The sequence below is a fragment of the Streptomyces sp. NPDC048018 genome, assembly GCF_043202995.1.
Classification (GTDB): Bacteria; Actinomycetota; Actinomycetes; order Streptomycetales; family Streptomycetaceae; genus Streptomyces.
Window position 1 is genome coordinate 516,046 of record NZ_JBIDBK010000003.1, and the last position, 24,373, is coordinate 540,418.

Sequence of the window (24,373 nt, forward strand, 5' to 3'; positions counted from 1 at the left end):
GCGGGCCCGCCCCCGGGGCTGGAGTGCGCCGCCGGGGGGTTAGGGTGCGCCGCCGGGATGCTCGGCCGACCATGGTGAAGGAGTTCCCCTTCCGGAAGGCGCCGACGATGTGCAGCAGCCGTGACACGCTCCGTGGCAGCACCTCCTCCGTCCTCGACGTCCTGGTCGTCGGCGCGGGCCCGGTCGGCCTCACCGCCGCGGCCGAGCTGCGCCGGCACGGCACCGCGGTGCGGCTCGTCGACCGGCTGCCGGAGCGCCTGCCGTACGCCAAGGCGGTGGGCATCCAGCCGCGCACCCTGGAGGTCTGGGACCGGATGGGCTGCGTGCGGGCCGCCCTGGAGGCCGCGGTACCGATGCGCGGGCAGCTCCTCTACCGCGACGGCGAGGAGCAGGCGCGGATCGAGCTGACGCTGCCGGACGACGTCCCGTACCGCTTCGCCGCGCTGCCGCAGTACGAGACGGAGCGGATCCTGGAGGAGTTCCTCGCCCGCTTCGGGACCCGGATCGAACGCGGCACGGAACTGGTCGGGTTCGAGCAGGACGAGGACGGGGTGACCGCCCGGCTCGTCCGCGCGGGCGCCGACGGGCCGCCCGCCGGGGAAGAGGTGCGGTGCCGCTATCTGGTGGGCTGCGACGGGGCGCACAGCGTCGTGCGCAAGGGACTCGGGCTCTCCTTCGAGGGCGGGGCCTTCCCCGAGGAGTACATGCTGGGCGACGTCGAGGTCGACTGGGACCTGCCGGCCGGGTACGGCGTCCGGTCCACCCGCCACGGCGCGGACGGCGCGCCCGACGACATCCTCGTGTGCATCCCGCTGCCGGGCCGCGGCCGGTACCGCGTGTCGATGCGCGTGCCGCCCGAACTGTCCGCCGCGCAACGGGCCGAGGCCGGCGGCGACGGCGTCGCGCACGGTCCGGAGACCGGTCGCGGGCCGGAACTCGCCGACATCCAGGCGGTGCTGGACCGGCTGTCCCCGCAGCCCGTCACGGCCTCCGCGCTGCGCTGGTCCTCGGTGTTCCGGATCAGTCACCGGCTGGTCGACCGGTACGGGCGGGGGCGGGTGTTCGTCGCCGGCGACGCGGCGCACATCCACCCGCCGACCGGTGCCCAGGGGATGAACACCGGCATCCAGGACGCGTACAACCTGGCCTGGAAGCTGTCCCTCGCCGTCGCGGGCGCGGCGAGCCCGGCCCTGCTCGCCAGTTACGACGCGGAGCGCCGCCCCGTGGGCGAGGAGGTCGTGGGCCGCACCGTGCGGCACGCGACGGCCGGTGGCGTGCAGACCGATCCCGAGGAGCCGGTCACCCTGATGCTGCGCGAGGCGCAACTGCTCGTCGGCTACCGGGGCAGTCCGGCCGTCGGCCCGCCCGATCCCCCGCTCGACGGCACCGGACCGCAGCCGGGCGACCGGGCGCCGGACTGCGGGGGCCTCACCGAGGCCCTGACCTCCTATCCGCTGCGCCTGTACGACCTGTTGCGGGACCGCGGGCACGTGCTGCTGCTGTACGGGGACGGGTCCGCGGACGGTGCCGCGGCCGACGGCCTCGCCCAACTCGCACGGCAGGCGGCCGAGTCCACCGGCGGGGCGGTGACGGCGTGTCTCCTGCTCGCGGGCGACGGGGCCGGGCGCGTGCCGCCCGCCGCCGCCCCGCCTCCACCGGCGCCCGTCTACCGCGACGCGCACGGCGAGTTCGCCCTGCGGTACGGCGTGCGCGAGCCGACGGCCTTCCTCGTACGGCCCGACGGCTATCTCGGCGCACGCCTGCGGCCTTCCGGGGCGGCGGCACTCGACGCCTACCTGGCGGGCGTGTTCCGTACCTGAGATCTCCCTCGCGCCCCCGCCGCTGTGGGCCGGCGGCCGGAACGCCCGGCCGGCGGGTCGCACGGGACCGGCCGGCCGCGCGGCGCGCCGCGCGGTTTCGGGAGCCCGGTCACGGGCTCCCGCCTTTCGGCGGACATCCATGAGGGATCATGGACAAAGGAGCCGAGAAGGGACGGGACGAACGATGAGGCACCGCAGTGTCGCCGATCTCATGACACCGACCGCGGTCGCGGTGCAGCCGGGCACCTCCTTCAAGGAGATCGCCCGGCTGCTCGACGAGTACGGCATCACCGCCGTGCCCGTGGTCGACGAGGCGAACCGGCCGGTGGGAGTGGTCTCGGAGGCTGATCTGCTCCGACGGCACACCGCCAAGGACGGCCCGAGCACCGCCGAGGCCATGATGTCCAGCCCGGTGGTCGTCGCCCGCCCGTCCTGGACGGCCGTGGAGGCGGCGCGGCTCATGGAGCGGCACCGGGTGAAGCGGCTGCCGGTGGTGGACGCGGACGGACAGCTGATCGGAGTGCTGAGCCGCAGCGATCTGCTCCAGCTCTTCCTGCGGCGCGACCGGGCCATCCAGGAGGAGATCCTCGAGGACGTCGTCACGCGCATCCTCGGCCTCTCGCCCGCCTCCCTGCACATCGACGTGGCGGAGGGCAGGGTGACGCTCAGCGGCACCCTGCCGCGCCGGAGCGTCGCACCGATCTTCGTACGGCTCTGCGAGGACGTGGACGGGGTGGTCGAGGTGGTCGACCGGCTCACCTACGACGACGAGACGGCGGCCGCGGAGGCGGCGCGAGCCGAGACGGGGGCCGCGGAGGCCGCGGGGGCGGCGCGGGGCGAGACGGCGGGCCACGGGGACCAGGCGGCACGCTGAGCGAACGCCCGGTGCGGGCCTCCGGGGGCGCCGTACGGCCCCGGCCCGCCGGCGCGGGTGCGCAGGCGGGCCGGGGAACGGCCGGCGGTCGTCACTCGACCGCCTCCGGCCAGCCGTATCCGGGTCCGGTGCGCCGCGGCACGGTGTCGGCCCCGACGGCCTCCATCTCCCGGTTGGCCTCCCTCATCAGCTGTCCGGCCAGATCCTTCATGGCCCGGCCGGCGGCGAGGTCGTCCCCGATCGCCGGTACGTCCACGTCCGTCGGGTTGCAGCGGGCGGAGCCGTGACCGATGAGCCTCGACGTGCCCGTGTCCAGGTGCGCCTCGGCCTTGGTCCGGCCGCCCTCCTCGACCAGGTCCACGCCGACCTTCCATTCCAGGTGCCGTGTCATGGTCCGCCTCCTCGTGCCCACGGCCACGCGGAGCCGCCGCGCGGCCCTACTCCTCCCAGGATCCCGCTCCCCGCCCCGCGGCGCCACGGGTGCCACCGGTCCGGCACCCCGCGCCCGGCGGCCGGGCAGCGGGGCCACCGAGCTGCCGGGCCGCCGGGCCCGCCGTGCCTTCGAGCTACCTGGCCGCCGCAATCAGAACCAGTGCAGGCAGTGCGGGACGCGGTCGGCGCGGAAGAGGGCGTCCGCGAGGGCGGCCGCGCCCGGGTGGTGGGCGCGGACGTGTCCGGCGCGCACGAGGGTGCTGGGGGTGGTGCCGCCGAGGTAGACCGAGCCGAGGTCGCTCACGTCCAGGGACAGGTCGGGCTCGCGGTCGGTCGGCGTGCAGTCGGCCTTGCCGTCGCGGACCGTGAGCAGGTGGCGGCCGCGCTCGCCGAGGAACGGGTCGTCGACGTCGAGCACGAGCTCCCCGTCCGCGAACCAGCCGCGCGCGGTCAGGGCCCGCGGGACGTCGAGGAGCCGCACCCAGAGCCAGTCGGTGTGGTGGCTCGACTCCCCGGCACGGAAGTCCGCGAGTCGCCAGCGCAGCGGGTGCTCGGGCGGGACGTGCTTGAACACGACCTGGCCGACCAGGTCGTGGCCGAGGACGAAGCGGGCCAGGTCCGTGAAGACCTCGTCGTCCCAGGCGATGACCTCGTCCACCGTCAGGGTGTCGGGATCGCCGATCGAGTAGCTCGCGTATCCGTCCGGGACGCCGTCCGCGTCGCGGTGCACGGCGACGTAGCGCGACGCCCGGGAGACCGGGGGCTGCCCAGCGCCCGAGGCCCACCAGGCGTGCGGCCGCGACAGCGCGCCCGGCTGGGCGCGGCGGTACCGGTCGTAGACCTCTTCCAGGAGGTCGCCGCACTCGGCGCGCCGCAGCAGGTCGACCGTGCCGGCCTTCGCGTCGCGGGCCTCCGCGCCCGGGCCGCCCGCCGGTCCGTCGGCCGATCCCCGCGCCCGGGCCGGCGCGAGGGCGGCCCGGTGGCGCGGGACCGTCAGCCGGCCCGTGTACGTCGCCGGGCCGTAGCCGAACCTGCGGTAGATCAGCGCCTCGGAGGCCAGCAGCACGGAGAGGAACTCCCCTCGGTCGCGCAGCTCGGTGAGCTGATGCCGCATCATCGCGGACAGCACGCCCCGGCGTCGGTGCGAGGGGAGCACGCCGACCGCGGTGACCCCGGCGGCCGGAGCGAGCACCGCCCCGGGCAGGGTGAGCTCGAAGGAGTAGGCGCCGGCCGTGCCGACGGGCCGCCCGTCGTCCGTCGTGGCGAGCAGATTGCGGTCCCTTTCGAGGGCCGCCCACCACACCCCTCCCCCGGCCTCGTCCGGGGTCTCCGGGAAGCGTCCGAACGCCGCGTGGAGGGTGTCGACGAAGACGTCGTGGTCCTGGTCGCTGGTGGAACGGATCCGCATGTTGCCGCTGCCTCCCGGGCTCGCCGGGCGCCACGCCCCGTGGCGCCCGGCCCCAGTGGAGCGGCGCGCCGCGCCCTGGGTCAACCGAATTGCGGCGCGCCCCGGCGTCCCACCGCGCGGCGGCCGCGCGTCAGGTGCCCGTGGACGCGTGCAGGCCGCGTACGAATGCGGCGATGTCGGGCGCCACGCGCTCCGGACGCTCCCAGTACGGGACGTGGCCGACCCCCTCGTAGACGATCAGGCGGGAGCCGGGGACGGCGTCCAGGATCACCTGCTGCTCCTCCCGCGTCAGCAACGGGTCCTGGTCTCCCCAGACCACCAGTGTGGGCACGAGGATCCCGGCGAGGGTGGCCCGCAGGTCGGTCTCCAGCAGGCCTCGGAGCGTCTCCCGCCACACGCGGGCCGGCGCCTTCAGGCTCTCGTCCACGACGGTGTCCAGGAATCCGCGTCCGACGGGCTCCGCCGTCAGTCCCGTGCTGAAGCCCTCGGCGAAGGCACGGTCGACCGGGTCCTGAAGGGTGCGTACGGCCTCCCACAGTTCCGTGACGGCCGGCTTGCCCGCGAGGTCGGCCGGCACGCCGAGGAGGACGAGGCCGGCCACCCGGTCGGGGTAGCGCCCGGCCACGATGCGCGCCTGGATACCGCCGCTGGAGCCGCCGACGAGCACGGCGCGGCCGATCCCCACCGCGTCCATGAAGGCCACGACGTCGAGGGCGAGGTCCTCGGGGAGATAGCCGTCGGGCGGCTTGTCCGCGTCGCCGTGACCGCGCTGCGTGGGGGCGTAGGCGTGCAACGCCGACGGGAGGCCGCGCAGCAGCGGTTCGAAGGTCCACCACGAGTCCGCGTAGCCGTGGACGAGGACGACCTTCGCGCCGTCGGGGCTGCCCGTCTCCGCGTACGGGAGCACGAGTCCGTCCCGCAGCTCCGCTCGGTGTACGGCGATGCCGGACGCCATGGGGTCCCTCCTCGTCTCCCCCTCGCCTCCCAGCGTAAGGAGGGACCGTGGCGGGCGCGTCCCCGGCGGTGGTGCTCCGCGGTCAAGGGCGGCAGCCTCCGCCGGGCACGCCGGACGGCGCTCGCACAGGGTCGCGACGGCGGGGGGCATGATCCTCCGCAGCACCGTCAAGAGCGCCGGGAAGAGTGCCTCCAGGGGAGTTCCGCGTCACCGCCCCCGCCGCCCCGCGCCCCCGGTCAGGATGCGAGGGGCCGAGGTGTCCAGGAACGGCGTGACGGCGCGGGAAGGAGGCCATGCCCTGGAGCCGCCGGCCAGCGACAGGACCTGCGTGCGCCTCTTCAACGTGCGCGAAGGCCCCGGCCTGGGCGGACTCCTGGTCGGCCCCCCGGCCCTGGTCGCCGCCCGCAGGGACGCCGAGGCGTTCGGCGCCCGCATCGAGGCGGCGGCGGAAACCGGAATCGCTCCCCGCTGAGAGCGCCGGGCCCCGCGCCCGAGCCCGGCAGCCACGTCACCGCTGTGCGGGGCGGCCGGGTGTGGGACGGTGGGCACATGCCGGTACCCGTGATTCTCGACTGCGATCCCGGTCACGACGACGCCTTCAACATCCTGCTGGCCGCCGCGCACCCCTCGGTCGAGCTGCTCGCGATCACGACCGTCGCGGGAAACCAGACGGTCGAGAAGACCACGCTCAACGCCCGCCGGGTCTGTTCCGCGGCCGGCGTCCGGGGCGTGCCGGTGGCGGCGGGCCGCGACCGGCCCCTGCACGGACCGCGCCGGATCGCCGAGGACATGCACGGCGGCTCGGGCCTGGACGGGCCCCGCTTCGGCCGGGCGGAACCGGACGTCCCCCAGGACCCGCGCGACGCGCTCACGCTGCTGCGGGACACGGTGCTCGCGCATCCCGTCCCGGTGACGCTCGTGCCGACCGGCCCCCTCACCAACGTCGCGGCCTTCCTGCTCGCGTACCCCGGGCTCGCCGACCGGATCGAGCGGATCGTGCTCATGGGCGGCTCGACCGGACGCGGCAACACGACTCCCGCGGCCGAGTTCAACATCCTGTGCGACCCGGAGGCCGCGGACATCGTCCTGCGGTGCGGACGGCCGGTCACGATGTTCGGCCTCAACGCCACCCACCAGGTGCGGGCCACGCCCGAGGTGGTCGCCCGGATCGCCGCGCTCGGCACCCCGCTCAGCGCACTCTGCGTCGACCTGCTGACCTACTTCGCGTCCACCTACCGCGAGGTGTTCGGCTTCGACGCGCCGCCGCTGCACGACCCGCTGACCGTCGCGCACCTCATCGATCCGTCGCTGACGGAGCTGGTGCGGGCGGCGGTGTCGGTGGAGCTGACGGGCACCTACACGCGCGGCGCGACGGTGGTGGACCTGCACGGTGTCACGGGAAGGCCCGCCGACACCGAGGTCGCGGTGCGCGTCGACGCCGAGGGGTTCTGGCGGCTGATCGTGGAGGCCGTCCGGGTGCTCGGCGACGGCGCCGGACCGCACTGACCGGGCGCCGCGGGAAGGCTCTGCCGCCGGGCCGCCTCCCGCCGAGCGGGAGGCGGCCCGGGGCGGGCGTGACCGGCGCGGTCGCGCGCCGGCCGCCGCCTGCTACCTCGTGAAGCCGTAGTCCAGCAGCTTCTTCACGTCGGCCGCCCGGTTCGCCTCGCTCGGCGAGCCGAGCACCGCGCCGATGACCGTCTTGTTGCCACGGGTGGCCGCGAACACGAGGCAGTACTTGGCCTGCGGACCCGAACCCGTCTTCACGCCGATCGCACCGCTGTAGGTGCTCAGGAGCTTGTTCGTGTTGGTCCACGACATGTTCCGGTAACCGCCGGTCCTGGTGGTCACCCGCTGTGTCGTGCTCTTCGTCTTGACGATGGTGCGGAACGTGGAGTTCTTCATCGCACTGCTCGCGATCTTCGTCAGGTCGCGCGGGGTCGAGTAGTTCGACCCGTTGCTTATCCCGTCGAACGAGTCGAAGTGCGTGTTCCGCAGGCCCAGCTTCCTGGCCTCGTCGTTCATCTTCCCGACGAACGACTTGACCCGGGCCGCCCGCGTGGAGCCGGTGCCGAACTTGTCGGCCAGCGCGTAGGCGGCGTCACACCCCGACGGCAGCATGAGGCCGTAGAGGAGCTGTCGGACCGTCACCTTGTCCCCGACGATGAGCCGGGCCGAGGAGGCGTTCCTGGAGACGATGTAGTCGCTGTAGGCCTTGTCGATCGTGACCTTCGCGTCGAGGTTGAGGTGCGGCTGGGCCAGCACCACCTTCGCCGTCATGATCTTCGTGGTGGAGCCGGTCGACCGGCGGGTGTCCGCGGCCTTGCCGAACAACGTCGCGCCCGTCGTGTTGTTCATGACGAAACCGCCCGGGGCGGTGATGGACGGGGCGGGCGCCGCCGCGGCCTCGGCCTGGCCGGCGAAGAGGCCGCCGCCCAGAACGGCCGAGGTCGTGATCGCGACGATCACGGCACGGCGCCGCACGCCTGCTGTCTTGTTGGTCAAAGTGTTCTGCCCTTGGTCGAGTCGTGGTCGTTACGGGCCTTTCAGGCCCGCGGACACACGATTCGCGAGAGCGCCGAAGGGTTGTACGCCGCGGGCCGTGATGTTGCTCTCGCCGCCGGGCGGCACCGCGTCGAGCGGCGGCGAGGGAACGTTACGGCGGCGAGGACGGGGGGCGGCGCCGGGCGGGGGACGCGCGGACACGGCGGGGGGCTGGGTGCGGCGGCGGGGGCGGCCGCGAGGGCGAGGGGCGGCGGCGGGGGCGTCAACAGGGGTACTTGTCCTGGCCGGTACCGCAGACCGGGCCGGAGTCATCGTCGATCGAGATCAGGAAGAGGGCCAGGACCACGAGGGTGATCGTGACGCCGATCGCCCAGTACCTGTTCTGCCGGCGCTCGGCTTCCTCGTCGCGCGGTTCGTCGCCTTCGTCGTGCTTCATGGTCTCCCCCTCCACGATGTGTCCCTGCCCGGCGTGCCTTCCGGCGGCGCCATCCGTGAGCGGCGGCCGCCGGGCGGGGCGTTCACCGGGGTGACGCGCCGCAGCCGCCGCGGGGTTCCCGTCCCCCGCGGCGACCGGCGTCGCCCGGGCGGCCGCCGGGCCCACGTGACCTTCGCCGCCACAAGGTCGATACTGCCGAGGGGGCGTCCCGGCGACGCCCCGCATGGATCACGCGCACCAGCAAGGACCTCCGAGGAGAGGGGCCGTGGCCCCTCCGCCGGCCGTATGAGGAGACACCGTTGAGAATGCTGATCAACGTTCCGGAGACCGTGGTCGCGGACGCGCTGCGCGGGATCGCCGCCGCGCATCCCGAGCTGACCGTGGACGTGGAGAACCGGGTCGTGCTGCGGCGGGACGCCCCGACCGCCGGGCAGGTGGCCCTCGTGTCCGGCGGCGGTTCGGGCCACGAGCCCCTGCACGCCGGGTTCGTGGGCCCGGGGATGCTCGCCGCGGCCTGTCCCGGCGAGGTGTTCACCTCCCCGGTGCCGGACCAGATGGTCCGGGCTGCCGCGGCGGTCGACAGCGGCGCCGGCGTGCTGTTCGTCGTGAAGAACTACACCGGCGACGTGCTCAACTTCGAGATGGCAGCCGAGCTGGCCGAGGACGAGGGCGTGCAGATCGCCAAGGTGCTCGTCGACGACGACGTGGCGGTGACCGACAGCCTGTTTACCGCCGGGCGGCGCGGCACCGGGGCCACCCTCTTCGTGGAGAAGATCGCGGGTGCGGCGGCCCAGGAGGGCGCGCCGCTGGAACGGGTCGAGGCGGTGGCCCGGCGGGTGAACGAACGGTCGCGGAGCTTCGGGGTGGCGCTGAGCGCCTGCACCACCCCGGCGAAGGGCTCGCCGACCTTCGATCTTCCTCAGGGCGAGCTGGAGTTGGGCATCGGGATCCACGGAGAGCCGGGTCGGGAGCGGCGCCCGATGATGACCTCGCGGGAGATCGCGGACTTCGCGGTGGACGCCGTCCTGGACGACCTGCGCCCGAAGGGGCCGGTCCTCGCCCTGGTGAACGGCATGGGGGCGACGCCCCTGCTCGAACTGTACGGCTTCAACGCCGAGGTGCACCGGGTGCTCGGCGAGCGCGGGGTCCCGGTCGCCCGCACCCTGGTCGGCAACTACGTGACCTCCCTCGACATGGCGGGCTGTTCGGTGACGCTGTGCGAGGCGGACGAGGAGTTGCTGCGGCTGTGGGACGCGCCGGTGAGCACCGCGGCGCTGCGCTGGGGACGGTGAGGCGGCGATGAGCGCGGAGACCGAGACGGTGTACGGGGCCGGGTTCTTCCGGGACTGGATGGCGGCGGCGGCCGCCGCCGTGGACCGGGAGGCCGACCGGCTGACCGAGCTTGACTCGGCGATCGGCGACGCGGATCACGGAGCCAACCTGAAGCGCGGCTTCGCGGCGGTGACCGCGACCCTGGAGAAGGAGCCGCAGGCCACGCCGGGGGCCGTGCTCGTCGCTTCGGGCCGACAGCTGATCTCCACGGTGGGCGGGGCGTCGGGGCCGTTGTACGGGACGCTGCTGCAGCGCACCGGCAAGGCGCTCGGCGACGCCGAGCAGGTCTCCCGGGCCGAGCTCGCCGGGGCGCTGAGCGCCGGGGTCGCGGCGGTGGCCCAGCTGGGCGGGGCGCAGCCGGGCGACAAGACCATGCTGGACGCGCTGGTGCCGGCCGCCGAGGCGCTCGGCACCTCCTTCGCGGCGGCGCGGGAGGCGGCGGAGTCGGGCGCGCTGGCGACCGTGCCGCTGCGGGCACGCAAGGGCAGGGCGAGCTATCTCGGGGAGCGGTCCGTGGGGCACCAGGACCCGGGGGCGACCTCGTCGGCCCTGCTCCTCGCCGCGCTCGCGGAGGTGGCGGGATGACGGCCCGGGTGGGGATCGTCCTGGTCTCGCACAGCGCGGCCGTGGCGGCGTCGGTGGCCGAGCTGGCCCGGGGGCTGGCGGGCGGCGGCGACACCGCGCCGGTCCGGCCGGCCGGCGGGACGCCGGACGGCGGCCTGGGCACGAGCGCCGAGCTGATCACGGAGGCGGCGAAGGCGGTGGACGAGGGCGCCGGAGTGGCGCTCCTGGTGGACCTCGGCAGCGCGGTCCTGACCGTGAAGGCCCTCCTCGCGGAGGGCGACGAACTGCCCGAGGGCGCGCGCCTCGTGGACGCGCCCTTCGTGGAGGGGGCGGTGGCGGCGCTGGTGACCGCGTCGGCGGGCGGCGACCTGGACGCGGTGACGGCGGCGGCCGGCGAGGCGTACACCTACCACAAAACCTGACCGTTCCCCCGGCCCCGCACCCCCTCTGCCCCGCCACCAGGCGGCCGCGCCCCTGGGCCCAGCCCCCGGGCCCCAGGCCGCCGGGCCCGGCGGCCCCTACGGAGCCTCCCCCGACGCCCGTAGAGGGCACCCGGACACCGGTACAGGGGGCCCTCCGGAGCCCCGGGCCCGCCGGCACGGGGTCTCTCCCGACACCGGTACAGGGCACCCGGACACAGGTAGAGGGCACCCGCCGCAGCCCCGGGCCCGCCGGTACGGGGCCTCCCGAGACCGGCCTGAGGCCTCCCCCGACACCGGGTGAGGGCACCCGGACACCGGTAGAGGGCACCCGCCGAAGCCCGGGGCCCGTCGCTACGGGGCCTCCCCTCGACACCAGTACGGGCCCTCCCCCGACACCGGTAGACGGCACCCGCCGACGCCGATACGAGGCCCCCGCACCCCCTCCGCGGGCCCGGTGACGCCCGCGGAGTCCGTCGCGCAACGGCGATCAACCCGCTCCGTGTGGGCAATCGTCCCGCCGGGGCGGGACGGGTGGGCACACGGGGCCGCGCCTGGGCGGCGCGTTCCGCCGCTGTGCGCCTCCCCCACCGCTACGGCGCCGCGCCGTCGGCCCGCGCCGAAGCGGTAGGAGCCTGGGCACGCAAGGCGCACGAAGCACGCTGCGGCGCGAGCGCCGCCTCGGGCCCGTGAGGGGCGGAGCTCCCCACGGCGGCGGTGCAGCCGACCGGGCGAGCAGGGCCCGCGCCGGGGCGCTCCAGCAGGACGGGAGCGAACGGATCACGGCGCGGCACGACGCGCCACGGCGCGGTAGGGCGCGCTGCGGCCGGGACACCGTCGACACCGCACGCCGAAGGCCAGCTGGGCCGACCCGCCGGAAGGAGCCGTCGACGGCCGGGCCGACGGCCACGTGGGCCGGGCCCGCCGGCCCGGCCGGACTGCGTTGTGGTGTGCGGCACATCGACGCCCCGCCTTTATGCAACTTGTTGCAGAAGGCCGGGCGCGTCGTCTACAACAGTCCGTGACGACCCCGCGCGAGGAGACCCCATGGCCCCGAACACCCCGTACCCGCATCTGCTGAGCCCGCTCGACCTCGGGTTCACCACTCTGCCCAACCGGGTGCTCATGGGATCCATGCACGTGGGCCTGGAGGAGGCCGAGCACGGATTCGAGCGGATGGCCGCCTTCTACGCCGAGCGCGCCCGCGGCGGCGTCGGGCTCATCGTCACCGGCGGCATCGCCCCCAACGAGGCCGGCCGGCCCTGGGACGGCGGCGCCAAGCTGACCACCGCGGAGGAGGTGGCCGAGCACCGGCTGATCACCGACGCCGTGCACGCCGAAGGCGGCCGGATCGCGATGCAGATCCTGCACTTCGGCCGGTACGCGTACCACCCCGCCCTGGTCGCCCCGAGCGCGATCCAGGCCCCGATCAGCCCCTTCGTGCCGAACGAGCTCACCGAGGCCGAGGTCGAGCAGACCGTCGAGGACTACGCCCGCTGCGCCGAGCTCGCCAAGGAGGCCGGCTACGACGGCGTCGAGGTGATGGGCTCCGAGGGCTACCTCATCAACGAGTTCATCGCCGCGGCCACCAACCGGCGCACCGACCGCTGGGGCGGTTCGTACGAGAACCGGGTCCGCTTCCCGCTGGAGATCGTGCGCCGCATCCGCGAGCGGGTCGGCGAGGACTTCATCCTGGTCTACCGCCTGTCCATGCTCGACCTGGTCCCCGGCGGCTCCACCCTCGACGAGGTGGTCTCCCTCGCCAAGGAGATCGAGGCCGCGGGCGCCACCATCATCAACACCGGCATCGGCTGGCACGAGGCGCGCATCCCCACGATCGCGACCTCCGTGCCGCGCGGCGCCTACACCTGGGTGACGAAGAAGCTGATGGGCACGGTCTCCGTGCCCCTCGTCACCAGCAACCGCATCAACACCCCCGAGGTCGCCGAGCAGATCCTCGCCGAGGGCCGCGCCGACATCGTCTCCATGGCCCGCCCGTTCCTCGCCGACCCGGAATTCGTCGCGAAGGCCGCCGCGGGGCGCGCGGAGACCATCAACACCTGCATCGGCTGCAACCAGGCCTGCCTGGACCACACCTTCAGCCTGAAGATCACCTCGTGCCTGGTGAACCCGCGGGCCTGCCACGAGACCGAGCTGGTCCTCTCCCCCACCCGCCTGGCCAAGCGGATCGCCGTCGTCGGCGCGGGCCCGGCCGGCCTCGCCTGCGCCGTGTCGGCGGCCGAACGCGGCCACACGGTCACGCTGTTCGACGCCGCGGCCGAGGTCGGCGGCCAGCTGAACGTCGCCAGGCAGGTGCCGGGCAAGGAGGAGTTCGAGGAGACCCTGCGCTACTTCCGGGTCCAGCTGGCCGAACGCGGGGTCGAGGTACGCCTGAACACCCTCGTCACCGCCGCCGACCTGGACGCCTACGACGAGGTCGTGGTCGCCACCGGCGTGACCCCCCGCACCCCCGAGATCGAGGGCGTCGACCACCCGAGCGTGGTCGGCTACCTGGACGTGCTGCGCGACCGCGTACCCGTCGGCGAACGGGTCGCGATCCTCGGTGCGGGCGGCATCGGCTTCGACGTGGCCGAGTTCCTCACGGACGGCGGCGAGGGCGCGAGCCAGGACCCCGAGACGTACTTCCGCCAGTGGGGCGTCGACACCGCGTACGAGACGCGAGGCGGTCTGCGCACCCCCGAGCGGCCCCGGCCGCCGCGCCAGGTGCACCTGCTCCAGCGCAAGACCACCAAGGTCGGCGCCGGCCTCGGCAAGACGACCGGCTGGATCCACCGCACCGAGCTGAAGCACCGCGGCGTCACGATGGTCGCGGGCGCGTCGTACGAGCGGATCGACGACGAGGGCCTGCACATCACGATCGACGGCGAGCCGCAGGTCGTCCCGGTGGACACGGTCGTGCTGTGCACCGGTCAGGAGCCCCGCCGCGGTCTGTACGAGGAGCTGATCGGCGCCGGCCGCGCGGCGCACCTGATCGGCGGCGCCGACGTCGCCGCCGAGCTGGACGCCAAGCGTGCCATCGACCAGGGCACGCGGCTCGCCGCGACGCTGTGAGCGCGGCGGCGGGCCGGTCGCCCGGCCCCGACGAGCACGCAGGTGGCCGGCCCCGTCGAATCTAGGATGCGTCCATGTCCCTCCCGTACGCGATCCTCACGGCGCTGCTCGAGAAGCCGTCCTCCGGTCTCGAACTGACCCGCCGCTTCGACCGGTCGATCGGCTACTTCTGGTCCTCCACGCACCAGCAGATCTACCGGGAGCTCGGGAAACTGGAGCAGGCGGGGCACATCCGAGCCCTGCCCTCCGCCGTGCCCGCGCGCGGGCAGAAGAAGGAGTACGAGGTGCTGCCCGCCGGCCGCGAGGAGCTGGCGGCCTGGGTCCACACCGCCGAGGACCCCAAGCCGCTGCGCTCGTCGCTGCTGCTGCGGTTGCGGGCGGCGGCCGTGGTGGGCGGCGGGGGGCTGCGGGAGGAGCTGGAGCGGCATCTGGCCCTGCACCGGAGCCAGTTGGACGAGTACCTGGAGATCGAGTCGCGGGACTTCCCGCCGGAACGCCGCTCCGCGGAGCCGGACCGGCTGCGGCACCTGGTCCTGCGCGGTGGGATCGACCTGGAGCGGTTCTGGGTGCAGTGGCTGACCCATGCGATCGGAGAGCTCGCCGAGCTGGGCGAGCTCTCCGGGCAGTGACGCCGCCCCGGCGGGGTGGATTCATCCGTCCGCCCCGGCCGGCGCGGACGGCGCCGCACCCGAAGGCGCCACGTCGCGCGCACCCCCACACGGCGGCGGCCTGACGGGACGTGCTCCGGGGCCGGCCGCCCCGGACCCCCGCCCCGGACCGGCCGACCCGGAGGTCGGCGCCGGTCCGCGCAGAGCCGTTCCGTCAGGACGCCGCCGCCTTCCGCCATGCCGCGTCCCGCAGGAGCCGCAGGCCGTTGAGGCCGACCAGGACCGTGGAACCCTCGTGGCCCACGACGCCCAGCGGGAGCGGCAGATGGCCCCCCAGGTCCCAGACGACCAGTCCGCCGATGCACACGGCGCCGATGACGAGGTTCTGCACGACCAGGCGGCGGGCCTGGCGGGAGAGGGCCACCACGGCCGGGAGGGCGCCGAGCTCGTCGCGCACGACGACGGCGTCCGCGGTCTCCAGGGCGAGGTCGGAACCGGCCCGGTCCATGGCGACGCCGCTGTGGGCCGCGGCGAGGGCGGGGGCGTCGTTGACCCCGTCGCCGACCATCAGGACCCGGGCGCCGGCCGCCTGCCACTCCCGTACGGCGGCGGCCTTGTCCTGCGGCAGCAGCCCGGACCGTACGTATGAGCCCATGGGACACGGAGTGACAGGCCAGACGACCGCGGCGACCCAGCTCGACGCGGAGTCCGCGGCCACCATCGCCGAGACCCTCCAGGCCCTCGCCACCCCGTCCCGGCTGATGATCCTCACCAGGCTGCGCCTGCTGCGCGCGCTCGGCCTGGTGACCGGGGTCCGCCAGGGCCGCCGGATCGAGTACAGCCTCTACGACAACCACGTCGCCCAACTCCTCGACGAGGCCGTCTACCACATCGAGCATCTGCGCCTCGGCACCCGCGACGCGCCCCGCGCGAGCGTGGATACTGGTCGGTCATAGACCGGAGGGATCCACGGGGGTGTGGGTCCACCACGCGAAAGGGCGAGGATGGCCGACGAGTTGGGGCCCCGCAGGACACGTCACGCGGTGGTCGTCGGGGGGAGCCTCGCGGGCCTGCTGGCCGCGCGGGTGCTGAGCGAGCATGCCGAGCGGGTGACGGTCGTCGAACGCGACCGCTATCCCGAGGAGGCGGACGCCCGCCCCGGCGTCCCGCAGGGACGGCACCTCCATGTACTGGTCGAGGGAGGGCAGCGCGCCCTGGACGAGCTCCTCCCCGGGTTCATGTCCGAACTCCACGCCCTCGGCGCGCCGAAGGTCGGCGTCCCCGAGGACATGGTCCAGTGGCAGAACGGGCAGTGGTTCGTCCGCACCCCGGCCACCGCGCACTTCTTCACCGGCCCGCGTGACCAGCTCGAATGGCTCGTGCGGCAGCGGGTGTTCGCCGACCCGCGCATCGAGCGGGTCGAGGGCACCGAGGCCGTGGGCCTGATCGGCGACTCCTCCCGGGTCCGGGGCGTGCTCCTGCGCGAGCGCGGTGCGGGCAGGTCCGGGGAGCCGTATCCGCTGGAGGCCGATCTGGTCGTGGACGCCTCGGGGCGCTCCACCCGCGCGGCGGACTGGCTGGCCGGGATCGGCGCGGAGCCCCCGCACGAGGAGACGCTCGACACCGGCCTGGCGTACGCCACCCGGATGTACCGCTCGCCCGCCCAGGACCCGTCGGTCGACGCTCTCGGCTACTACCTGGTGCCCAATCCCTCGCACGTGTATAGCGGCGTGGTGCTGCCGCTCGGCGACGGCCGCCACCTGGTCACCCTGTCCGGTCTGCGCGGTGACGAACCGCCCACGGACGCAACCCTGTTCGAGGAGTACGCGCGCAAGCTGCCGCACCCGGTGATCAGCGAGTGGATGGCCAAGGCCGAGCCGATGTCCCCGGTCTACGGCTACCGCAGGACCGCCAACGTCCGGCGCCGGTACGACCGCCCGGGCCGCCGCCCGGCCGGCTTCCTCGCCACCGGCGACGCGCTGTGCTCCTTCAACCCGATCTACGGGCAGGGCATGGCGGTCGCCGCGCTGAGTGCCCTCGCCCTGCGCGGGGCGCTCGCGGACCCGAAGCGCACCGCGACCACCCGGCGCGTGCAGCAGGCGCTGCTCGACGCCTCGCGGCAGGCCTGGGACATCTCGGCCGGGGCCGACAAGAAGATGCCGGGCGCGGTCGGCGACGCGGCCCGCCCGGGGGCGGGTGACCGGTTCAAGGGCTGGTACCTGCGCCGGGTGCAGGAACGTGCGGCGGGCAACCCGGTGGTCGGCGCGCCGTTCCGGGCGGCGCTGACCCTGACCGCCCCGCTGACGGCCCTGTTCGCACCGGCGGTGCTCCGCGAGGTGCTGTTCGGCCCGGTGCCGCGGACGCCTGTCGAGCCGCCCCTGCTCCGCGGCGGGGGCACCGGGGCCTGACCCGGCCGGCGGCCCCGGACGTACGAGGGGCGGCGGTGGACCCGCCGCCCCTCGCCCCGGCGGGCACCGGCCCGCCGGCTCCGTCAGGTGCCGATCTCGAACGCGGGCGGCCGGAGGCCCGCGAGACAGCCGGTGTCCGGCGCGTCCGGGCGCTCGAAGAACGAGACGGTCATCGTCTGCGCGCACGCCGAGTCCGCGAACACCACGTGGGCGACGTAGGGCACCGTGACGACGGTGGACCGGCTCAGCGTGCGTCCGGCGTACGCCCCGTTGCTCGGCGCGGTCTGGGAGTCGAAGCCTCCGGACAGGACGAGGGTCGGGATGTCGCTGGAGGTCTTGGCCCGGATCGAGGGGTCGGCCGGGGGCACGTCCCAGGCACGGCAGTCCTGGTGGAGCCAGGCCAGCTGCGGGGCGTTGGCGAGGATCGAGCGGGGGAAGGACGGGAAGGCGCGCCGCCCGGCCCGGATCACGTCGGCCTCGCTCTCGTACGGGGTCCACTGGCTGCAGAAGACGCCGAAGGCGAGGCCGTGGGAGACCCGTCCCACGGCCGCGGGGCTGTACTTGCCGCCCGCCAGCTGCTCGGCGATCCGCCGCGGATCGCCGTGGGCCAGTTCGTCGATGGAGCGGGGCACGCCCTCGGCCAGGTGGGAGGCGAAGGTCAGCCAGGTCACCAGGGTGCCGCCGTCGATGACGACCTTCACCGGCGCCGGCTGCCCGGGCACCGCGACGGTGGTGGAGGCCGGTCGGGCCTCCAGGTCGACGACGAGGCGCTCGAAGGTGTCCTTCAGGTGCGGATAGCGGGTGTTGCAGGCGGGTTGCTCCGCACAGGCCCGGAAGATGCCGTCGAAGCCCTCCCGTGCGGCCTTCCAGGTGACGGCCCCGCCGGCGAGGGAGGGCGGCAGGACGCCGTCGATGCCGACCGAGCGGATGCCCTCGGGATGCAGGCGCATGTACTGGAGGGCCAGTTCGGTGCCGTAGGAGATGCCGAACACGTTCCACCGGCGGATGCCGAGGGCCTTGCGGAGGTCCGCGTAGTCGGCGGCGCTCTCCGTGTCGTCGTAGGCGCCGAGGTCGGCCCCGCGACGCGCCAGCCGGTCGCGGCACTCCCGCGTCGCCCGGACGTGGAGCCGGCCGGTGGACGGGGCGCCCGAGACGAGCCCGAGGGCGCGCGCGTTGAACCGGTCGATGTTCGGGCAGGTGAGCTCCGGCTCGGCCGAGTAGGTCCCGCGCTGGGACATGAAGATCAGGTCCCGGTCGCGGTTGAGGCCGCCGGCGAGCGCCATGGGGATCTCCGACACCGCGTCGTCGCCTGGCCCGCCGGCGAACCACACGATCGGGTCACCGGCGGCCCTCTTGGCGAGGGCCGGGACGATCGCGACGGCGAGGGTGATCTTCCTCCCCCGGTTCCCGTGCCGGTCGCGGTTCTCGGGGACGGTGAGCGTTCCGCAGTGCGCGTCCTTCAGCGCCGGGACCGGGTCCGCCGTCCTCGGGCAGGGTCCCGGCACGAAGCGGGAGTGACCCCCCGTCCGGGCGACCGTGCCGAGCGGCGCCGTGGGGCCCGACGCGGCGTGCGCGGGTGCCGCGACGAGGCCGGCGGCCAGGGCGCCGGCGGTGAGCCCGGCGAGCGCGGCCGGGAGGCGTCGCGGGGCGCGCCGGTGGCGGGGAGCCCGGAGGGTCGTCCGGGGTGGTCGAAGGGATGTCATGCGTTCTCCGCGTCAGGGGGTGAGGGTGAACGGTGGGGGCTCGAGTCCTGCCACGCAGCCGGTGTCGGGTGCGGTCGGGCGGGCGAGGAAGGAGGCGAGGACGTCCGCCGCGCAGGGCGACTGGGGGACGACCCAGTGGCCGATGCCGGGGATGCGGACGGAGGTCGAGCGGGGCAGCGTGCGGGCGGCGACCCGGGCCCAGCTCGCGCCGGTCTTCGCGTCGTAGGTGCCGGACAGGAGCAGCGTCGGCACGGTGCTGAAGGTGGCCACCCGCTGGATCGCGGTGCGGTCAGGGACCTTCCAGACCTGGCACACCTGGTGTTCGAACGGCAGCTGGGGGGCCTGGGCCAGGACCGTGTCGGGCCACCCGGGGAAGTTGCGGCGGCCCGCCCTCAGCAGGTCGCGCTCGGAACGGCCGGGCACCCATTCGGCGCAGGCCACCGACTGGGTGAGGCCGTGGGCGAAGACGCCGACGGGGGCCGCCGCGTCGACGGCCCGGGCCCGCGCGAAGCGTTCCGGGTTTCCGTGGGCGAGTTCGTCGAGTGCGGCGGGGACGTCGACGGCCTTGACGGTGTTGGCGACCAGGATGTTGATCAGCGCGCCGCCGTCGAGGACGACCCTGACCGGGTTCCCGCCGCCCGGCAGCCGTGCCATGAGCGCGAGGGGCTGCGCCTCCAGCCGGCGGACCTGCTCGTCGAGGGTGCGCCGCAGGTGGGGGTAGCGGGTCGCGCACCGGGGCCGGGCCTCGCAGGCCGCGAGGATCTCGCCGATCCCCTCCCCGGCGCTGTCCCAGGTCCAGGGGAGGTTCACGACCTTGGGGGGTGCGAGGGAGTCGACGGCCACCGAGCGGATGCCCTGGGGGTGGCGGCGCAGGTAGGTGAGGGCCAGGTCGGTGCCGTACGAGTAGCCGTAGACGTTCCACCGTTCGATGCCGAGCGCACCGCGCAGGGCGGCGAAGTCGGCCGCGTTCTCGGTGGTGTTGTAGGCGCTCAGGTCGATCCCGGCGGCCGCCAGGCGCTGCCGGCATTCCTGGGCCGCGCGCACCAGGAGCCGCCCGGTCGACGGGGCGTCGTAGCGCAGGCCCACGGCCCGCGCCCCGAAGCGGTCGATCTCCGGGCAGGTGAGGTTCGGCTGTGAGTGGAGCGTGCCGCGCTGGGCCATGACGATCAGGTCGTTGTTCCGGTTCACCCCGGAGGCGACGAGGAAGGGGATGCTGTCGAAGGCGTCGCCGCCGGGACCCCCTTCCATGAACACGACCGGCTCCTCGGCGGGCCGGGCCGTCACGGCCGGGATGATCGCGACGGCCAGCCGGACGGTCCTGCCGTGACCGCGGTGGGAGCGGTTCTCCGGCACCTCCAGGAATCCGCACCGCCCGGGGACCGGTTCGGGCGTCTCCGGGCAGGGGCCGGGCACGAACCGCCCCGGAGACGCCGGGCGCGGCCCGCGCGACACCCCGCCGCCCGGGGTCGGAGCCGTCCCTGACGCCGAGTCGTTCCCCGGTGCCGGGTGGCCCGCCGGCGCCGAAGTCCCGGACGGCGTCGGGGGACGTGCCGCCGTGGGACCGGCCGCGCCCAGAAGGGTGAGTGCGGCGGCGACGAGCGCGAGGCCGGCGCGCGCGCCCCGGGAACGTCGCCGGCCGTACGGGCGCCGGGCGCGCGCTCGCGGGGAGCCTTCTTCCGTCATGTGATCGGGTCTCTCTGTGGACCATGGCCGCCCGTGCCGGGGCGACACCGCGTGGATCGGCCCGCCACGGCTGGTCCGGGCGGACGGTGTGCTCGTCAGCCTGCGGTCGTGGCGGGGCTCCCACCACTCGTGGGATCCACTCGGAGCAGTCAGACCCCCGGGGCGGCCGTCACCACTCCCGCGGCGATGCCGGCGCTCAGGGCGGCGTAGTCGTCGGCGTTCTGCGCCGCGTAGCGCAGGGCGAAGTCGGCGATGGCCTTGTCGAAGACGTCGGAGGAGCCGAGGTAGGCGGCGATCGCGATCCGGTCGCCGGTGCGGGCGTGCGCGCGGGCGAGAGCCCGTCCGCACAGCCGCGCGTAGTCGCGGAGCAGCTCCGGCGACATCGTCTCCACCTCCGCGGAGCCCTTCATGTCGCGCAACTGGCGCCAGTAGAAGTGACGTTGTTCCGGGCCGGTCATCCAGCCGAGGAAGATGTCGCTGGCGGCCTGGGTGAGCCGCTGGCCGGAGACCACCCGACGGCCCTGGTGGGCGAAGTGGCTGGGGGCCAGGTGCTGCTCCAGGACCGACGGGCCCGCCTCCTTGATCTGCAGGAACAGCGGGTCGGTGTCGTCGCGGCCCTCCAGGAGGAGGATGAAGCAGCGGGTGCCGACGCTTCCGACGCCGACCACCTTCCGGGCGGCGTCGACGAAGTGGAAGCGGTCGAGGAGCAGTCGGCGCTCCTCCGAGAGGGAGCTCCGGTAGTCGCTGAAGACCTTGCCGATGCCGACCCGGTCGAGGTCGGTGACCCGTTCGAGGAGCGGCGGGTCCTCGACGATGTGCCGGCCGGTGGCGTCCTTCTCGGTGAGCTTGCCGAAGGCCTGGAGGCTGGTACGGCGGCGGGCGCGGGCGAGCCGGTCCTTGAACCGGGCCCGGTCCGCCCCGCGGACCAGGGAGGACAGGTCCTCGACCGCGATCCGCTCGTACCAGACCTGGAGCTCGCCGAGCCCGGCGAGACGGCGCATGGCCGTGCGGTAGGACTCGGTGGCGACGAGGGCGGCCCGGTGGGCCTTGGGCTTGGCGAAGCCGTTCTGGAGGGCCGCGACGGCTATGGATGCGGCGAGCCGCTTGACGTCCCACTCGAAGGGGCCGGGCAGCGTCTCGTCGAAGTCGTTGACGTCGAAGAGGAGCGTCCGTTCGGGTGAGGCGTACACACCGAAGTTCAGCAGGTGGGCGTCACCGCAGAGCTGCACGGTGAGTCCGGTGCTGCGGGTGGCGGCGAGGTCCGCCGCCATCACGCCGGCCGCGCCGCGCAGGAAGGCGAAGGGCGAGACGGCCATCCGGCCGTAGCGGATGGGGACGAGCTCGGTCACGCGGTCGACGGACTCGCGTTCCAGCACGGCGAGCGGGTCGGGGCGCTGGGAGGAGGGTATCCAGCGGCCGTGCGAGGACCGGGGGACGCGCTTGCGCGCGGCCCTGCCCCTCTCGGCCCGTTCCGACGCGGTCGTCATCCGGCCTCACCCGCCTCTTCCAGCGCTGCTGCCACCACTGTTCCCGTGCGATCCATTACAAATCGCCCCGCCCGTTTCGGCCACTCTCACCGACGGCACTTCCCGAATGGTTTAGACCAATGATAGGAATTGATCACCCGTACGGGTCGGGTGGTCACACCCCGCAACGGCCGGAGCACGTCCCTCCTCAGGGCCCGCCCGACCCGGCAGCACCGCGTACGACCACGCACGACAGAAAGGGTCCGAGACATGGCCGAGCCCGTTCCCGAGCACGGACCTGGGGCGGAGCTTCCGCTCTACCTCCGGGTCGCCCACGCCCTGCGCGGCGACCTCACCCAGCACCGCATCTCCCCCGGCACCCGGCTCCCGTCCGAGCGCCATCTGGCGCACCGCTACCACGTCAACCGCCAGACCGTCCGCAGCGCACTCCAACTCCTGCGCGAGGAACGCCTCGTGGTGACCGACCGGCGCGGCACCTTCGCCGCGTGCGCCGGACCCGAGGCCCGGGTCCCCGCACCCACCGCGCGGATACGGACCTTCCCGGGCGGCCCGCGGGCCGCCGACGCCCTGGTCCGCGCCGCACTGTCCTGGGAGACGCCGCCGGCGGCCCTGGCCGGCCGGCTCTCCTTGGCGCCCGGGGAGCCGACCCTGGTGCACCGTCACACCGTGCTGACCCCCGCCGGCGTGTCGCTGCAGCGCTCGGTCAGCTGGTTCTCCCGGCCCGCCCTCCTGGAGATCCCGCAGCTGGGCCGCTACCGGCCGAGCGGCGAGCACCACAGGCAGCCGGACCTGCGGCTGCTCTACCACTGGATGCACCAGGCGGGCCTGCGCACCGTCCACAGGGAGTCGATCGGCGTGCCGGCCGCGCCCCCGGAACGGACCGGGGACGGACCGGCCGGCCGCGGACCGGGCGGCGACCCCACCCGGCTGAACGTCCACCGCGTCGTGAGCGACCACCACGGGCACGCCCTGGAGGTCACGGACATCGACGTCGCCGCCCGGACCGGAGCCTGGACCTACGAGTTCGGCGGCTGAGCCCTTGGACCCGGCGCGTGGGCCTCCGCCAGGGCCCCCGCCGATCCGCCCGGACCACGGCGCCCCGCGGCCGGTCCGGCGGGGCCCCGTCCTAGACGATGCCCTCCGCGATCTCCGCCTCCTCGCGAGCGCTGCCGTAGGCCTGCGGCGTGCCGTAGGAGCGGCGGGCGACGTACCACCAGACGCTGGCGAGGACCAGCACGACGGCCAGGGCGATCACGGCGTAGTTCATGGTGTCGACCGTGACGGGGGAACGCTGCGGCAGGCAGAACAGCACGGTCACGACGGCCACCCAGACCACCGCGATCCAGCCGATCGGCCGGCTCCAGCGGCCCAGGTTCCACGGCCCGGGGACGAAGGCACGGCCCGCGCGCAGGCGCAGCAGGATCGGGATGGCGTAGGCGGGGGTGATGCCGATGACGTTGATGGCCGTCACGGCCCCGTAGGCGGTGGCCGAGTACAGCGACGGCAGGGCGAGCAGCGCGGCGACCACGACGGAGAGCCACACGGCCGGTACCGGTGTGTGGGTGCGGCTGCTGACCCGGCGCCAGAGCGAGGAGCCCGGCAGCGCGTTGTCGCGGCTGAAGGCGAAGACCATGCGGCTGGCGGCGGCCACCTCCGCGTTGCCGCAGAAGAGCTGGGCCACGATCACGACGAGCAGCAGGGCCTTGGCGCCACCCTCGCCGAGCGCGTCCAGGAGGATCTGGGCGGGCGGCACGCCGGTGGCGGTGTTCTGGGTGCCCGCGTAGTCCTGGATGGCGAAGGTCAGGCCGGCCAGCAGCGCGAAACCGGCGATCCAGGAGGCCCAGATGGAGCGGACGATGCCCTTGGCGGCGGCCACGGAGGCGTTCGCCGTCTCCTCCGAGAGGTGGGCGGAGGCGTCGTATCCGGAGAAGGTGTACTGCGCGAGCAGCAGACCGATCGCGGCCACGTACACGGGGTTGGACCAGCCCGTGTCGTTCACGAACTCGGTGAAGACGAACTTCGCCGACTGGTGGTGGTCGGGGACGACGGCGAGCGCGCCGACGATGACGGCGACGCCGGCCAGGTGCCACCAGACGCTGACGGAGTTGAGGACGCTGACCAGGCGGACGCCGTAGAGGTTGAGCACGGCGTGCAGGAGCAGGATCGCCAGGAAGACCAGGAAGGTCGACTCGGGGGTGGGGGTGAAGCCCCACTGCAGGTTGAGGAAGGCGCCGGTGAAGAGGGCGGCGCCGTAGTCGATGCCCGCGATGGCGCCGAGCAGACCGAGCAGGTTGAGCCAGCCCGTGTACCAGCCCCAGCGGCGCCCGCCGAGCCGGTCGGCCATGTAGTAGAGCGCCCCGGAGGTCGGATAGGCGCTGGTGACCTCGGCGAGGGCGAGGCCCACGCACAGCACGAAGAGGCCGACGCCCGCCCAGCCCCAGAGCATGACGGCCGGGCCGCCCGTGCCGAGGCCGAAGCCGTAGAGCGTCATGCAGCCGGAGAGGATCGAGATGACCGAGAAGCTGATGGCGAAGTTGCCGAAGCCGCCCATCCGGCGCGCGAGGACGGGCTGGTAGCCGAGCTCTCTGAGCCGGGCCTCCTCGTCCCGGGGCGCCGGTGGCGCCTTGCGTATCGCGTCGGTGGGAGCGGTGCGGGACATGCGTTCCTCCG

21 protein-coding genes and 1 pseudogene are annotated in these 24,373 nt (G+C 74.4%); 12 read left to right on the forward strand and 10 right to left on the reverse strand.

What is annotated here, in order from left to right:
* The first annotated feature begins 107 nt into the window (after positions 1-107).
* Together ACGF1Z_RS13625 and ACGF1Z_RS13630 are read left to right on the forward strand one after the other, a co-directional pair.
* Positions 108-1,820, forward strand: a complete 1,713-nt coding sequence (locus ACGF1Z_RS13625) for an FAD-dependent monooxygenase (RefSeq protein WP_393003300.1) — start codon at positions 108-110, stop codon at positions 1,818-1,820.
* Between the two features lie 184 nt (positions 1,821-2,004).
* Complete coding sequence (locus ACGF1Z_RS13630) at positions 2,005-2,694, forward strand: CBS domain-containing protein (RefSeq protein WP_393003302.1); 690 nt, start codon at positions 2,005-2,007, stop codon at positions 2,692-2,694.
* Positions 2,695-2,785: 91 nt separating this feature from the next.
* Here the strand turns inward: ACGF1Z_RS13630 and ACGF1Z_RS13635 are convergent, their stop codons facing one another.
* The 3 genes from ACGF1Z_RS13635 to ACGF1Z_RS13645 form a co-directional block, all read right to left on the reverse strand.
* Positions 2,786-3,085: a DUF1876 domain-containing protein gene (locus ACGF1Z_RS13635; RefSeq protein ID WP_393003304.1), complete on the reverse strand. Its 300-nt coding sequence runs from the start codon at positions 3,083-3,085 to the stop codon at positions 2,786-2,788.
* Positions 3,086-3,277: 192 nt separating this feature from the next.
* On the reverse strand, positions 3,278-4,534 hold the full coding sequence (locus ACGF1Z_RS13640; protein ID WP_393003306.1) for a GNAT family N-acetyltransferase: 1,257 nt from the start codon (positions 4,532-4,534) through the stop codon (positions 3,278-3,280).
* A gap of 130 nt (positions 4,535-4,664) precedes the next feature.
* A complete protein-coding gene (locus ACGF1Z_RS13645; protein ID WP_393003308.1) occupies positions 4,665-5,489 on the reverse strand; it encodes an alpha/beta fold hydrolase in 825 nt (274 codons plus the stop codon).
* A gap of 256 nt (positions 5,490-5,745) precedes the next feature.
* On the opposite strand from ACGF1Z_RS13645, the gene ACGF1Z_RS13650 reads away from it, so the two are divergent.
* Positions 5,746-5,961, forward strand: coding sequence for a hypothetical protein (locus tag ACGF1Z_RS13650; RefSeq protein ID WP_393003310.1), 216 nt, complete (start codon positions 5,746-5,748; stop codon positions 5,959-5,961).
* Positions 5,962-6,038: 77 nt separating this feature from the next.
* Positions 6,039-6,995 carry a nucleoside hydrolase gene (locus ACGF1Z_RS13655; protein ID WP_393003312.1) on the forward strand — a complete coding sequence of 319 codons (957 nt, stop codon included), beginning with the start codon at positions 6,039-6,041 and terminating at the stop codon, positions 6,993-6,995.
* Positions 6,996-7,097: 102 nt separating this feature from the next.
* Here the strand turns inward: ACGF1Z_RS13655 and ACGF1Z_RS13660 are convergent, their stop codons facing one another.
* Positions 7,098-7,991, reverse strand: a complete 894-nt coding sequence (locus ACGF1Z_RS13660) for a D-alanyl-D-alanine carboxypeptidase family protein (RefSeq protein WP_393003314.1) — start codon at positions 7,989-7,991, stop codon at positions 7,098-7,100.
* Positions 7,992-8,253: 262 nt separating this feature from the next.
* Positions 8,254-8,427, reverse strand: a complete 174-nt coding sequence (locus tag ACGF1Z_RS13665) for a hypothetical protein (RefSeq protein ID WP_393003316.1) — start codon at positions 8,425-8,427, stop codon at positions 8,254-8,256.
* A 305-nt stretch (positions 8,428-8,732) separates the two neighbouring features.
* Between ACGF1Z_RS13665 and dhaK the strand changes: the two genes are divergently transcribed.
* The 5 genes from dhaK (at position 8,733) to ACGF1Z_RS13690 (ending at position 14,443) form a co-directional block, all read left to right on the forward strand.
* A complete protein-coding gene (gene dhaK, locus ACGF1Z_RS13670) occupies positions 8,733-9,719 on the forward strand; it encodes a dihydroxyacetone kinase subunit DhaK (protein WP_393003318.1) in 987 nt (328 codons plus the stop codon).
* A gap of 7 nt (positions 9,720-9,726) precedes the next feature.
* A complete protein-coding gene (dhaL, locus tag ACGF1Z_RS13675; protein WP_393003320.1) occupies positions 9,727-10,344 on the forward strand; it encodes a dihydroxyacetone kinase subunit DhaL in 618 nt (205 codons plus the stop codon).
* Complete coding sequence (locus ACGF1Z_RS13680; protein WP_393003322.1) at positions 10,341-10,745, forward strand: PTS-dependent dihydroxyacetone kinase phosphotransferase subunit DhaM; 405 nt, start codon at positions 10,341-10,343, stop codon at positions 10,743-10,745. Before dhaL ends, ACGF1Z_RS13680 begins: the two co-directional genes overlap by 4 nt.
* Before the next feature lie 1,044 nt (positions 10,746-11,789).
* Positions 11,790-13,814: an FAD-dependent oxidoreductase gene (locus ACGF1Z_RS13685; RefSeq protein WP_393003324.1), complete on the forward strand. Its 2,025-nt coding sequence runs from the start codon at positions 11,790-11,792 to the stop codon at positions 13,812-13,814.
* A gap of 74 nt (positions 13,815-13,888) precedes the next feature.
* Complete coding sequence (locus ACGF1Z_RS13690; RefSeq protein ID WP_393003326.1) at positions 13,889-14,443, forward strand: PadR family transcriptional regulator; 555 nt, start codon at positions 13,889-13,891, stop codon at positions 14,441-14,443.
* Positions 14,444-14,636: 193 nt separating this feature from the next.
* Here the strand turns inward: ACGF1Z_RS13690 and ACGF1Z_RS13695 are convergent.
* Positions 14,637-15,065: pseudogene (locus tag ACGF1Z_RS13695) on the reverse strand (HAD-IC family P-type ATPase); the annotation flags it as partial.
* Between the two features lie 10 nt (positions 15,066-15,075).
* Here ACGF1Z_RS13695 and ACGF1Z_RS13700 point away from each other — a divergent pair.
* Both ACGF1Z_RS13700 and ACGF1Z_RS13705 read left to right on the forward strand, forming a co-directional pair.
* Positions 15,076-15,378, forward strand: coding sequence for a transcriptional regulator (locus tag ACGF1Z_RS13700; protein WP_393003328.1), 303 nt, complete (start codon positions 15,076-15,078; stop codon positions 15,376-15,378).
* A gap of 48 nt (positions 15,379-15,426) precedes the next feature.
* Entirely contained in the window at positions 15,427-16,830 is a 1,404-nt protein-coding gene (locus ACGF1Z_RS13705; RefSeq protein WP_393003330.1) for an NAD(P)/FAD-dependent oxidoreductase, read from the forward strand.
* An 83-nt stretch (positions 16,831-16,913) separates the two neighbouring features.
* On the opposite strand, the gene ACGF1Z_RS13710 is transcribed toward ACGF1Z_RS13705, so the two are convergent.
* The 3 genes from ACGF1Z_RS13710 to ACGF1Z_RS13720 all read right to left on the reverse strand — a co-directional run bounded on the left by ACGF1Z_RS13710 (position 16,914) and on the right by ACGF1Z_RS13720 (position 21,703).
* A complete protein-coding gene (locus ACGF1Z_RS13710) occupies positions 16,914-18,533 on the reverse strand; it encodes an alpha/beta fold hydrolase (RefSeq protein WP_393003332.1) in 1,620 nt (539 codons plus the stop codon).
* A 12-nt stretch (positions 18,534-18,545) separates the two neighbouring features.
* Positions 18,546-19,886: an alpha/beta fold hydrolase gene (locus ACGF1Z_RS13715; protein ID WP_393003334.1), complete on the reverse strand. Its 1,341-nt coding sequence runs from the start codon at positions 19,884-19,886 to the stop codon at positions 18,546-18,548.
* Positions 19,887-20,365: 479 nt separating this feature from the next.
* Entirely contained in the window at positions 20,366-21,703 is a 1,338-nt protein-coding gene (locus tag ACGF1Z_RS13720) for a DUF2252 domain-containing protein (protein ID WP_393003336.1), read from the reverse strand.
* Positions 21,704-21,952: 249 nt separating this feature from the next.
* Between ACGF1Z_RS13720 and ACGF1Z_RS13725 the strand changes: the two genes are divergently transcribed.
* Positions 21,953-22,738: a GntR family transcriptional regulator gene (locus tag ACGF1Z_RS13725; protein WP_393003338.1), complete on the forward strand. Its 786-nt coding sequence runs from the start codon at positions 21,953-21,955 to the stop codon at positions 22,736-22,738.
* A gap of 91 nt (positions 22,739-22,829) precedes the next feature.
* Here the strand turns inward: ACGF1Z_RS13725 and ACGF1Z_RS13730 are convergent, their stop codons facing one another.
* Complete coding sequence (locus ACGF1Z_RS13730) at positions 22,830-24,362, reverse strand: amino acid permease (protein WP_393003340.1); 1,533 nt, start codon at positions 24,360-24,362, stop codon at positions 22,830-22,832.
* Positions 24,363-24,373: the final 11 nt, after the last annotated feature.